This window comes from Prevotella sp. OH937_COT-195, from assembly GCF_003932845.1.
Classification (GTDB): Bacteria; Bacteroidota; Bacteroidia; order Bacteroidales; family Bacteroidaceae; genus Prevotella.
The window spans coordinates 1-11618 of the sequence record NZ_RQZH01000036.1 but is presented as its reverse complement, the minus strand read 5'-3'; the positions used below and the strand labels follow the sequence as shown (position 1 = coordinate 11618).

Sequence of the window (11618 nt, the reverse complement as noted above, 5' to 3'; positions counted from 1 at the left end):
AAACAGGCGAAATTAATCGTCATTATGGCACAAAAAGGAAAAAGGAAAAACAGGAGACGGGAAAAGATACGGCAAAAATAACGTTGAAGGATAAAAAAACAAGCACCCCCGGCGTGCGGATACATGAAAACACAGTCATGTATCAGGCACGACACAGGGGTGCATATTAGTCCGGCGGAGGAATAAGAAATCCCAATTAGTCACTCGGGAACGTATATAATTTCTCCGTTCTCAAGTTCGTAGGCTATTCCTACCTTTTTACCTTTCGTACCATTGTTTTGACTCTGATCTTCCGATGGTGTATAACGTTCTATCTTATGTCCTTTCTTGGTTATTATCTCCATATTCTCCTTGCCCGGATTTTTTACCATGGTAAAATCTTCCTTGCTGAACATTTCCGTCATATTGTATCTTGTAACCAAAGCCACCATCAGTGCCACGGCAAAAACCATTGCCACATCAAATAGGTTACCAACCACGCTCATAGGATCCAAGTCCTCGTCCCGTGAAAGCAATCTGCGCCGTCTCATATTTTATTCTTCTCTTTATTCATTATCTCTGCCAAGAACTCCAGTTGTGTAAGTTCCTGTATATACCAACGTTTCTTTACCTGCACGGTTACGGTTCCCACAGCTCCGGAAAACAGTCCCACGACGGTAGTTGCAAATGCCACCTGCATGTTGTATGCCATTGAAGCGATGTCTCCCGTGGAAAGTCCCACGAGTGCAGGTCCCATAGGAATAAGTGTTCCCATGAGTCCTAATACGGGACCCAGTTTTGACAATGTTTTCGACACTCCCATATCCTTTTCTGCGGCGATTTCGTATTGTGAGAGCAGCCTTGAAATATGCGCATTGCTTCCGCCCGTATCAAGCATACGGTGTATATATACAAGGAACATTGACTGTCCTTTTGCCGGCAATCTGTCGGCGAGCGAGGCGATGTTCCCTTCCGTTACCTCCTCAAGTTGTCCGATTACCGAAGAGTGCATTTTACGCATGTTCATGTATTGACCGAAAAATGTACCTACCAGCAACAGTGCTCTTCCGAACAAGATTAGCAACAATATTACGACAGGTACGAGCAATCCCGTGGAAATCCAAAATAAAAAGTCTGATATGTAAGTCATTTGAATTACTGTTAATGTTTAAAATATTTTTTTCTCACCCATTTATACCATATAAGTCCAAGGACGAAACCTCCTGCAAAAAGTGCGGCAAAAAGTGCAAGAGCCACAAAATCCACATTTTCTGCCGGACTGTTCTGTGTGTCTCCGTTGACAGTTGCCACCACTCCTATGCCTGCCACCAGCACGTTTGAGAGGAAAAGCATCTCCAATCTCAGGTCGTTTTCGGGAAGCAACATACGCAGCAATCTGCTGCCCAACGGCACAACAAGAAGTATCAAGCCTCCCAACGAACAAGCAATAAGAGTAAACGACACTCCCGGCAGAGAGAATATGAGTTCGACGAGAACCCCGAATACTACGGGAAATACAGCCAAACTCGGATAAACCGCAAGAAACCTCTGTATGATACGGCTGCGACGACGTGCTTTTTCGGGCATCGGCATGCGCACGGTAAAGATGCAGAACGTGAGTTGTGCCACCACGTCAAGCGTCAATATCACAGCCATGTCGCGCATCAAGCCAGTGTTCTGCAGCCAGTCGGCAATTTGTGTCTTCGACTGTTCTATCGCCATGGGCCATGTAAACACTGCAAATGCCGCAAGCAGTATAGTTGTTGCGACCATTACGCGAAGTCCGGTAAAGGTCTGCTTCAACAAAAAATTGAAGCAGACCAATATCATAAGTATGGATACGACCGTTGTCATGTCATAAATTCTCCTATTTCATGTTGCGCTGCCTGCGGTTGCGGCGCACAATCCATATCAGTACAGAAATTATCGCAATCACTGCCACTACAACGATGACATTGTTAAGCAGTTTCTTCTGCGTATTATCGTCGGTAATTGTCTCCTTCTGCATCTTAACGCCGTCCTTACCATTTATGCCGGCTTCTCTTATCTTGCTGATATGGTTCTCGTAATTCTTGTTTGCCGCTTTATCTGCGTTATTCTCCGCAATGAATTTACGCAACTTGGCATTATCGCAGACAAATCCCGAACAAGAAGGCTTGTATTTGTTCACAAGTTCCACATGTGTCTTTGCCAATGTTGCAATCTGTTGCTTGTCGGCTTTCCACATACCCTTGCGTGCACTCTCCAGCATCACGGCCGTTATCTCCTCAATGGCGGCAGGGTTCTTCTTTTCGAAGAATTCGTTGATTCCCAAGTCGAATTTATCCTTTACATATACGTTGAATATTTCGTTCCACATCTCGTCACCTATGGCATTTGGTTTCATCACTTCCCAGCCATAGGTATTCTGCACAACGGCAGCAAAGCCGTCTGCCGAACTTTTCCCGCCTTTCATCTGTTCCTTGATGTATGCAGGATTGAAGATTGTCGTTCGGCTTTCAATGCCTATTGCCTCTTTTACCTCCTGCATGCGCATATTCTGATGATTGCGATAGTCGCTGAGATATGCGTCAGGGTCTTTGCCTGTAACCTCTCTTACTGTAAGGTTCAGACCGCCCATGAACTCATAGACATGGTCGAGACTCAATGCTCCCCACGTATTGCTCTGCCTTGGCTGTATGACAACATCGGTGCGCATAAGTGCCGCTTCGAAAGCATACTCCTTGAACTGTTCCCAATTCTTCGGATCGCCATAGAATGCCCCCATGTTGTTCAGGTAGGTGTCTGCAATCTCCGAGCGTTTCTCCCATCGGTCGCTGCTCATCACCATTCCCTGAATACCGGTGCCGTAACCACCGTTGACGCCACCGAATACACGCCGGGAAGCCATTTCGCGCGCCTCTTTCGGAGAAAGTCCTTTTTCCGTCAACACACGCTCTGTTTCTCTTATGCCTTCGGCAACTTGGTTTTCATACACGTCGTCTTTGGCAGCAGCAGCCATTTCCACAGCGCGGTTGATAAGGAAGAGGCGCGAGGCTGCGAGGTCACGCAGTTGTCCCGATGTCTGCACCACCACATCTATTCTCGGTCGTCCCAGTTCCTTCGAAGGTATAAGCCTTAGGTCGGTCACTCTTCCGAAACTGTCGCGTACAGGTTCCACTCCCAGCATATACAATACCTGTGCAATGGTAGCTCCGCCCGTCTCAATGAACTCTCCGCTCCACAACGTATAACTAACTTTTCGCGGAATACTGTCGTTGTGTCTCCTGCGGTACATCTCGATGGTGCTTTCTGCCAAGTCCTTTCCTTTCTCCCACGCCGACTCGCTTGGTGTAGCCTCGGCATTTATGCCATATAGATTACGTCCGGTTGGAATGGTGTTGGGATTTGCGATGGGGTCTCCTCCGGGCGAAGGTGCCGTATATCCACCGTTTAAGGCATTTATAATGCTTGAAAGTTCGAGTTGCGGACTGATTAAAAGGTTTTTCTTATGATTTGCGACATTGCGTATGGTACGTTCCAACTCTGCCACGGCAAAAGCAAATTCTTTTTCACCTTTTCCGTATTTCGGTTTCTCGCCCATCATTCCTTGCATGCCGCCCTTGCTCTTTGCTGCCGCAGGCATACCGCCTTTAACATTTCCCACAGATGGTTTTCCGGTGGCGGACGCATGTCCCTTCATTGAAGGCATACCTTTCATGGAAGACATACCCTTCATAGGAGGCATAGCCTTCATGGAAGTATTTTTCTTCATGCCGGACATACCTTTCATGGAAGGCATGCCAGCATTAATCTTGCCACCCGGAGTACCTCCTCCCATCATCATTGACATCATGTCTTGTGCAGACTTTATCGAATTATATATATCGCGAGCCTTTGCCAACTGTTGTGGCGTGATGTTTGCGATGCTGCATATCGTGGCATCCGTTGCACCCGAAGGACTGTCGATAAGTCTGCCCACCAATGCCTTGGCGGGGTTCAGGTAGCGTTGTGTGAACTGCACTTTGTGTCTAACGATGCTGTTATCCACTCTTCCCAAAGACTTGTCTATGGCATAGACAGAATATGCAATCGGGTCTGTACACATGGCATACACACTGCTTACCACGCGTGCCGGCTCGTATGGAACACCCAGCGTATATAACTGTCCGTTGATTTTCGATGTTGCCAACTCTTCGGCAAAGTTGTCTATCCTCAGTATGTCTTCTTCGGAATAAGGTTTGCCCGGAATACTGTCAAGTTCCAATTCGCGATGAATGCCGAGACGAATGGTTATCGCCTTAACTGCCAGCGATGCCTCATTTACTTGGTCTTTACGATGTACTACCTTGTCGTTGTATATCTTGATTTTCTCTGCAAGTTCGTGATATGTTTCCCGCAGGCTGCTCTCCATGAAAGGCGCGGTGAGATACGACTGCAATCCGGCATACGAACGTCGCTTTGCAATCAACCCCTCGCCCACGTTTCCGATGGTATATAAGTAGAAATGCGGGGTTGTACCTACCAATCTGTCCGGCCAGTCGAGGTTGGACAATGCCACTTGTTTCTTCGGGGTAAACTCCAAACTGCCATGAGTTCCGAAATGTATAAGTGCATCTGCCTTGAATCCATATTTCACCCACAGATATGAAGCAATATAAGTATGTGGAGGTGCGGCATCCGTGCCATGAACAATCTTAAAAGAATTATCACCTTTTCCTGCTGCATTCTGCGGCAATAATACTACATTGCCAAGGCGTATGCGAGCCACGCCGAGTTTTCCGTCGGGAGTTGCCATATACTCGCCGGGGAACTCGCCGCAGGCTTTCACCACTTCCGCATATTTCTCCGGACGCAGGGCTGTCTTAACCCAGCCTTCATACTGCTTTTTCGTTATGAGTTCGGGACGACCGGTATTCATAAAGGCATCGAATGCACCTTTGGCATAGGAGCCGAAAACTGCTCCCTGCTGTTGTATCATCTGCTCAAGTTCTTTCGGAGAAGCAGGTAAACCTTCAACATTGTAACCCTCATCGCGAAGTTTCACGAGCAGGTTATACAACGATGGTCCCACCTCCATTCCGCCTGCCATCATGGCATTCTGTCCCGGCCCCTTGTAATAATAGATTGCAATGCGTTTGTCCTTGTTCGACTTACGCTGAAGTCCTATATAATTGTTCACCGTCTCCACGAAATTGTCGAGACGCTCGGGGATTGCCGCCACATAATGCAAGTCGTCGTTACCAACATAATGGCCGAAAAGGGCGAACGAGCGCAAAGCACCGTCAATCTCCGGTGTAACCACACTCTGCGACAGGAAACCACCGCTCATGCCCATTTTGTCTTCTTCCCACGACTTTACCAAACGGTTTACGTTCAACGGTGCAAACAGTGGTATGTTTCTTTCCTTGAGGAAATCTACCACGTTGTCGCCCAAACGCCCGTGAGGCATGTTTATCACTGCCGACAAGTTGATGCTGTCTGCATGATGCCCTTCTATCATTGTCCTTATGGAATGCACCGGATAGACCACGTTTCCCGTGGCTTCCAAACGTGCTATCAATTCCCGTGGCTCGCCCATGTTACCCGTAATGAATACTGAAGGAGCATTCTCTTTCCACAAGCCGTTCTTCTTCAAGAAAGCATGGTATTCGGCAATGGAATTAAATTGCAGGTCTTCTGCCTCGGCATCTTTCGGGTCGGCATGATATACAAGTCCGTACACACGTTCTATCAATGCGTGTGGTTCGGGGGCGAAAATGAGTTTCTTGTCTATGTTCTTGCGGACATAATTAAGCATGCTCCGGTAATTTTCCTGACAGCCATTATCCACATATCGTCTCAACGTGTCGGCCGTTACCGAGTCCATAGTGGTAAAATCGTTGTCCGGATTGGTTATCATAGTGCTTAATATGTGAACCCCTTTTTCTCGGGCGTGTTCAACCTGACTGCGTTGTTCTTCGGTAAGACGAAGACCCATTGCCACGAAAAACACCGCATCGTAGTCGTCAAGTTCGTCCAAGTTCTCGAGAGACAGGTCTTCCACCTTTATCATGGGGTTGTTGTTTGCTTTTGCTATCTTTCCCAACGTAATGGCTTGAAAGTTAACGAAAGCGATGCGGGTTTTACCTAACCACACATGCCATACGACGGCCGATACGATTATCAGCAACAATAACGTGGCCGAAATGATTATTTTCTTTTTCATGTGTCAGAGTTTTAACATGTCAGTAATGTTTATCCCTACGGTTGCAACCACCGTTATTCCATTTTCGGGCAACTGTACCGCCGTGTCGGCAGCTTTGTCCTTGTAGTTGAACAGATTGTCAATCATAAGTCCGAGGTTGATGCCTCTTGGCAACTCCGACCGAAAGTTGATTGAGCATATCGTACGCGGTTCATACACATATCGCGTATATGTTTTTTCCGTACTGTTGTACGAATAACGTGTTATGCGCGATACCCATTGGCTGTTGAATGCCACGCTCTCGACAGTTTTCCCGAAACGATGTTTGTATATTGCACCGAAACGTGCGCTGTGAGGTCTGAGCCACGACATGTTATATCCGTCGCGCTTATCATAGTCGTGAACATAGGCATAAGCCCCCGACAGACGCAGCCCGAACGGGAACATATAGTTGGCAGTAGCCTCTACTCCGGTGGTTTTCACGTTGAATGAGTTGGTATATTGCATATCCTGCGACTTGGAAGGATCGATGTACTCATAGCCGATTTTGTTCTTGTAACGATTATGGTATGCAGATATTGAGACATTAAGGTTGTCATGGTCATATTCTGCCGATACTGACACTTGGTTGCCGTTTTCGGGTTTCAAGTTTTTGTTACCATACATCATTATCACTCCACCCATGTTGAATTCCTGATATAGTTCTTTCAGGTTGGGAATACGGTAGCCTTGCGAATAGCCTGCCCGCAGCGTGATGTCCTTAACGGGGCGGTACATTGCTGATATTTTCGGAGTAAAGTGGAACTTGTAGCCGTCTCCTTTGTCGCCGCGCATGCCAAGGACAAGGTTAAGGTTGTCGGTAATATGCCATTCTTCCTGCACACAAAGCGACAACTGGTTCATGTGCCTCATTGCAGAGTCTTTCATGAAATGATGCTTTAGGTCTTCACGTAGGAAATCCACTCCTCCGCTGACGATATGTCTGCCGAACGTTCCGGTGTAGTACATGCGTAACGTGTTGTTGATGTTACGATATACTTCCTCGCGCAGTTTTACGAGGTTGTAAACATTATCTTTTCTATACAGGTCGCGGACAAAGGTAAGTTCCACATTCTGGTTGTCTGCAAAAAGCCATTTCAACTTTCCGCTCAGTATAAGGTCTTCGTATTTCTGATGATGCCTTGCTCCGCTATAAGTGTCGCGCTTGTTTGTATAATAAGACATCCTCACTGAGGCACTGAGCCTTTCGGTAAAGTGATAGGATAGTTTCTGTGAAACATCCATGATGTCATATCCATATATATATCCCGCCGTAGGTTTTGTCTCGGTCTTTGTCACCGAGCCGTCGGGATTGATTGTCTCTTGAACTTTGCCTTTGTCGTCCTTGACAAGGTATGTGTCGCGCTTGCGAAAACCGAATGACGTGAGCGATGAGAATTTCTTCAGGTTTATTCCGGCGGTTGCGGTGTACGACTGACCGTTTTTACCTGCATAACGTGCATTCAGAGTGCCATTGAACGGTCTGAAACTTTTCTTGGTAATTATATTCACGACACCTCCTATTGCACGGCTGTCATACAATGTGGAAGCGGCACCGCGCACCACTTCTATTCTCTCAATTTCATCAACACTGAACCTACTGTAATCAATGTTGCTGTTGCCGCTCTCACCACTTATGCGCTCGCCGTCGAGCAGGAATAGAACCGATTTGGCATCCATGCCCTGATAGGTTATTTCGGGAACTTGGCTCATTGTGTTGTAGTAGAATTGCACACCGGGAAGAGTGTTCTCGAGTAAAGATGTGAAATCAACCGGGTTGATTGCTTCGATTTCTTCACGAGATATTACACGGGTTATCACGGGAACATCTTTCAACGGTCGTTCGCTGCGGCTGCCGGTTACCACTACCTCGTCGAGAGGTGTTGACGACGGCTTGAGACTGACGCGCAAAGGCGGGTGACCGGAAGCGGGAACATTCAACACACGAGACACATATCCCATGTAACTTATGTGAAGTTTGTAAACCTTGTCTTTCTCAAGCCTCAGTTGGAACTCTCCGCGCGAATTGGTGCCGGTACATATATTTGTACCTTCCACCGTTATGGTAGCCCCGACAAGAGGTTCTCCATTGGCGCCCACAACTATACCGCTGACCTGATTGTCAGGGATTGCAACTGGCGTCTCAGCATTAACGGTGACTAAAGCCACCGTTAATGTCAGAGCAAGTATATATGCAAACTTTTTCATTGCCATACTTTAATTCACTTTGTAGTTTTCTTCACTAACTTGTAATCAAACACTATGAGTTTTGATTTGCCGGTGGGATCCTTGTAATCCTTAAACTTTATCAAAACATAGTCGCCATTCTTGAAACGTACACTGAAAACTTTATCCGACATGGTACGTACAGGAGGCATGCCTTTGGAAACCAACCATTTGCCCAACACAAAATTCGCCTTGGTATTTGCACACCCAATCTCGAACGGAACACTCATCATTCCTTTCATGTCAACGATGATTGTGGCATTTTTGTCTTCAGCATATTCACCCATGGGCATTTCTTTAAAAGCATTTATGTCTGTCTTGTCCGTCATCAATACGGCTGCGTCATTGGTGCAGACATTGTAATCATGGAATGCAAGATGCCACACCGCCGGAGCATTTGGTTCGCTTGCCGGTATAGTTTTCACTATGGTAGTTTCTATATTGCCATCTTTGTCTTTCTTATATATGGGGTTTCCTTTTTCATCTTTAACTACATTCCCATTCTCGTCCTTAAGTAATACACCTTGTTTATATATCCATTCGTTCACGTCTTTTTCAACCTTTACCTCGCCGGTTTCCAAATTGACATACGCCCATGAGCCTCTTGGAGCCGGAGTAAAAGAGAGTTTCTTTGTCTTATTATTCTGAGGTTCCGGAATAACGGGATCGTCTTCATTTCCACACGATGAGAATACAAAAAGGGAAAGGCATGCCAATGCAATAAATGATTTAAGTTTCATAAGTGATAATGTTTTAAAAAATAATTAAATTTATTGGGTGCAAAATTAATAAGTGGGAACTTTTCACACAATACCTTATAATTAGTATTTTTTTAATTTCTTGAAAGCATTTCACACTCTTCTTTTTCAGATTAATGTTTTTTATCCCGAAACTTATAGTCTGACATGAAAAGCAATAAAAAAACATGGGGAATAATTTACGTTTCACACATTATATCAATTAAATAAGGAACACTACAGAAACAATATCAAGTACTCAAAAAATGATAATAACACAAGAAAAACATACGAAAAAACACTTTTCCGCATAGGACATACCAATTTATGATTAATTACAAACCATTAGATAAAATTTTCCATTGCCGGTATATTATCCATCAAGTCCGGAGTTTGCGGACATATTAAACCCAAATCGGTCATTAGACCGCATTTGCTTAGATTTGATATTACCGTTACGCTTCCCTACTGCTTTAGCCCGCTTGCTGACATCTGCGCAACAATCGAACAAAATCGGTTGAGGGTTCTAATGACCGATTGGGGTTAAAAGCCTTCAAGTAATGAAAGTGCAACGACAAATTTATGAGGACACAATAATAAATAATTGTGAACGGCGTTGTTTTTACGGGATGATACAAATAGATTCTAAAGATATTAAGTGATAATGAATTACATTTTAAAGATTACCATAATGACAATGGCCGTCATGAGTATTGCACTTACAATGGCAAAGGCTGCAAACGCTAAGAACAGTACAAAGGCACTAACAATAAAACGGCTGCCACATGCCATTGAGGAAGCAAAAGAGGTAGGAAAGACTTTCGACCGTTTCGGTGTGCCATGGAATGACATCGACTGCCAAAACTGGAAACACACCTATCCTTACAAACCAACTGCACGCTTCAGGATTGCACACGACGGAAACAACATATACATAGAGTACAGTGTAAAAGAAGACGCAGTAAGAGCGGTAAATGCCAAGGATCAGACAGCGGTATTTCAAGATGCGTGTTGCGAATTTTTCCTTAAACTGAATAACGACAACGTATATTACAACATAGAGAGCAACTGCATCGGGGCAATACTTATGCAAGTCGGAGAAACCGCGACCGACAGAGAGGAAGCGGATGACGATGTGCTTGGCAGCATCGGGAGATGGAGTTCGCTTGGGCGCAAACCTTTCGAAACCCGCATCGGTGAACAACAGTGGACATTGATGCTGGCAATACCGGTCTCGGCACTTTTCAAGAGCAACGTGAAAAACCTCGACGGAGTTGAAGCGACCGCCAATTTCTTCAAGTATGGCAGCCGATTGCCAAAGCGACATTTCCTTTCATGGAATATGGTTGGACAGGACGGGAAACCCAATTTCCACCGTACAAACAGATTCGGAAAGATTATGTTTGAGGGAAAAAACAACCACAAAAACATCACTGTACACCAAGTGACAGACAATGAGTAACCGTTAATTTATGCAAAGGCATGGAACAAAATCATTGCGGAATGAGGAAAAATGATTATGTTTGCACACTAAAATTATAAAATAGGTAGAAAGAAAATGACAGAAGAAAGACTTTACGAACTTATACAGGAGAAAGAAAAACGCGTTTCGCTGGCCATGCCGGCAACGATGCGCAAGGTTTATGTATGGATGACACTGGCACTCGCCATTACGGGATTTACAGCATGGATGGTGGCAGACACGGGACTGTGGTTCAGTATAGCAAGCAACCGCATGTTGTTCTGGGGAATGATTATTACCGAACTGGGATTGGTGTTCGGCATCAGCGCAGGCATAAACAAACTTTCAATGCCGGTGGCTACGCTGCTCTTCGCGCTCTACTCGATAATCAACGGTGCAATACTCTCATCAATATTCATAATATACGACATCGGCAGCATAGCATCGGTGTTCTTCATTGCTGCGGGCATGTTTGCCGCAATGGGTGTTATGGGAATGGTGATAAAGACCGATCTGTCGAAATTCGGCAACATATTACTTATGGGCGTAGTGGGACTTATCATAGCCTCGCTCGTCAACGTATTTTTGTTAAAGAGCGGAATGATGAGCCTCATCGTCAGTTGGATTGGCGTGGCGATATTCGCCGGACTGACAATGTATGACACGCAGCGCATCAAGAAAATGCTGGCTGCGGCCGACGATACCGGAGACACCACGCAGAAGATAGCATTGTTGGGAGCACTCAGCCTTTATCTCGATTTTATCAACATGTTTATATACCTGCTCCGAATATTCGGAGGCAGCCGCGATTGACCACAAGAACATAACACTATAGACATTAATTCGGACACGAGTCTCCACGATGAAGACTTGTGTCCTTTTTTAATATTGATGAGTTTTATAAATTGGTTTAAACCCAAATCGGTCATTAGACCGCATTTGCTTAGATTTGCCATTGCCGTTACGCTTCCCGACTGCTTTAGCCCGCTTGCTGACATCTGCGCAGCCA

9 protein-coding genes are annotated in these 11618 nt (G+C 45.4%); 3 read left to right on the top strand and 6 right to left on the bottom strand.

Features of this window, described 5'->3' with window-relative positions; all coding sequences use genetic code 11:
- Positions 1 to 200: 200 nt before the first annotated feature.
- Genes EII32_RS10610 through EII32_RS10585 form a run of 6 tightly spaced genes read right to left on the bottom strand, consistent with a single transcriptional unit; the run spans position 201 to position 9150 of the window.
- Positions 201 to 530, bottom strand: coding sequence for a DUF2149 domain-containing protein (locus tag EII32_RS10610; RefSeq protein ID WP_125235376.1), 330 nt, complete (start codon positions 528 to 530; stop codon positions 201 to 203).
- Positions 527 to 1129 (bottom strand): MotA/TolQ/ExbB proton channel family protein, encoded by a 603-nt coding sequence (locus EII32_RS10605; protein ID WP_125235375.1) that lies wholly within the window; start codon positions 1127 to 1129, stop codon positions 527 to 529. The genes EII32_RS10610 and EII32_RS10605 overlap by 4 nt, the downstream gene beginning before the upstream one ends.
- Before the next feature lie 11 nt (positions 1130 to 1140).
- Positions 1141 to 1833 (bottom strand): hypothetical protein, encoded by a 693-nt coding sequence (locus tag EII32_RS10600; protein ID WP_125235374.1) that lies wholly within the window; start codon positions 1831 to 1833, stop codon positions 1141 to 1143.
- Positions 1834 to 1846: 13 nt separating this feature from the next.
- Positions 1847 to 6166: a cobaltochelatase subunit CobN gene (locus EII32_RS10595; protein WP_125235373.1), complete on the bottom strand. Its 4320-nt coding sequence runs from the start codon at positions 6164 to 6166 to the stop codon at positions 1847 to 1849.
- Between the two features lie 3 nt (positions 6167 to 6169).
- On the bottom strand, positions 6170 to 8392 hold the full coding sequence (locus tag EII32_RS10590) for a TonB-dependent receptor (RefSeq protein ID WP_125235372.1): 2223 nt from the start codon (positions 8390 to 8392) through the stop codon (positions 6170 to 6172).
- 14 nt (positions 8393 to 8406) lie between these two features.
- Entirely contained in the window at positions 8407 to 9150 is a 744-nt protein-coding gene (locus EII32_RS10585; protein WP_125235371.1) for an HmuY family protein, read from the bottom strand.
- Positions 9151 to 9509: 359 nt separating this feature from the next.
- Here EII32_RS10585 and EII32_RS12185 point away from each other — a divergent pair, with 359 nt between their 5' ends.
- From EII32_RS12185 to EII32_RS10575, 3 genes are all read left to right on the top strand, one after another.
- Entirely contained in the window at positions 9510 to 9668 is a 159-nt protein-coding gene (locus EII32_RS12185; protein WP_158611178.1) for a hypothetical protein, read from the top strand.
- Between the two features lie 143 nt (positions 9669 to 9811).
- Positions 9812 to 10609, top strand: a complete 798-nt coding sequence (locus EII32_RS10580) for a carbohydrate-binding family 9-like protein (protein ID WP_125235370.1) — start codon at positions 9812 to 9814, stop codon at positions 10607 to 10609.
- 96 nt (positions 10610 to 10705) lie between these two features.
- Positions 10706 to 11422, top strand: a complete 717-nt coding sequence (locus EII32_RS10575) for a Bax inhibitor-1/YccA family protein (protein ID WP_125235369.1) — start codon at positions 10706 to 10708, stop codon at positions 11420 to 11422.
- Positions 11423 to 11618: the final 196 nt, after the last annotated feature.

What these genes read in the sequence shown, in the direction of transcription:
- EII32_RS10580 (WP_125235370.1), top strand. Translation starts at nt 9,812, where the DNA reads ATGAATTACATTTTAAAGATTACCATAATGACAATGGCCGTCATGAGT.
- EII32_RS10575 (WP_125235369.1), top strand. Translation starts at nt 10,706, where the DNA reads ATGACAGAAGAAAGACTTTACGAACTTATACAGGAGAAAGAAAAACGC.
- EII32_RS10610 (WP_125235376.1), bottom strand. Translation starts at nt 530, where the DNA reads ATGAGACGGCGCAGATTGCTTTCACGGGACGAGGACTTGGATCCTATG.
- EII32_RS10585 (WP_125235371.1), bottom strand. Translation starts at nt 9,150, where the DNA reads ATGAAACTTAAATCATTTATTGCATTGGCATGCCTTTCCCTTTTTGTA.
- EII32_RS10595 (WP_125235373.1), bottom strand. Translation starts at nt 6,166, where the DNA reads ATGAAAAAGAAAATAATCATTTCGGCCACGTTATTGTTGCTGATAATC.
- EII32_RS10590 (WP_125235372.1), bottom strand. Translation starts at nt 8,392, where the DNA reads ATGAAAAAGTTTGCATATATACTTGCTCTGACATTAACGGTGGCTTTA.
- EII32_RS10600 (WP_125235374.1), bottom strand. Translation starts at nt 1,833, where the DNA reads ATGACAACGGTCGTATCCATACTTATGATATTGGTCTGCTTCAATTTT.
- EII32_RS10605 (WP_125235375.1), bottom strand. Translation starts at nt 1,129, where the DNA reads ATGACTTACATATCAGACTTTTTATTTTGGATTTCCACGGGATTGCTC.